Annotated in this window: 1 protein-coding gene; it reads right to left on the bottom strand. The window is 40.4% G+C overall.

Annotation, left to right across the window (positions count from 1 at the left end):
• On the bottom strand, positions 1 to 302 hold a 302-nt coding region (locus tag H5200_RS23530; protein ID WP_182762906.1), incomplete at its 3' end, for an ATP-binding protein.
• Positions 303 to 344: the final 42 nt, after the last annotated feature.

The following is a 344-nucleotide window of genomic DNA, read 5'->3' as shown; positions in this document are numbered from 1 at the left end:
TTTTGATGTAAGTTTAGCCAGCTATTTTGGCTTAAGTTACGTATCTGTGCTTTTTCTATATTACGTGTCGGCGAGTAAATCAGTTGATTTAACTGAGCCGGTAAGCGGAATTTAGCGTGTCGCACGAGCCGGTCGATTTTTCTTTGCTCACGCGTATCAATTTCATGAGTGAGCAATAAACTGACGCGCTCTATAAAGCTTTGTTCTTGATATAGATTGGGCTGTTCAAGCTGTTGCTTGAGTGCTTGCTTTATACCGGATAACTTGAGTAGTTGAAGTTGCTGGTTAATGGTGTCTATCATGTTTGCATTCCTTAATGGTAATAATCTGTGCCACGTATGTTG

Source organism: Pseudoalteromonas sp. SG43-7 (assembly GCF_014164295.1).
Classification (GTDB): domain Bacteria; phylum Pseudomonadota; class Gammaproteobacteria; order Enterobacterales; family Alteromonadaceae; genus Pseudoalteromonas; species Pseudoalteromonas rhizosphaerae.
Note: the sequence above shows the minus strand (reverse complement) of the source record. Positions and strands in the feature narration are given on the sequence as shown.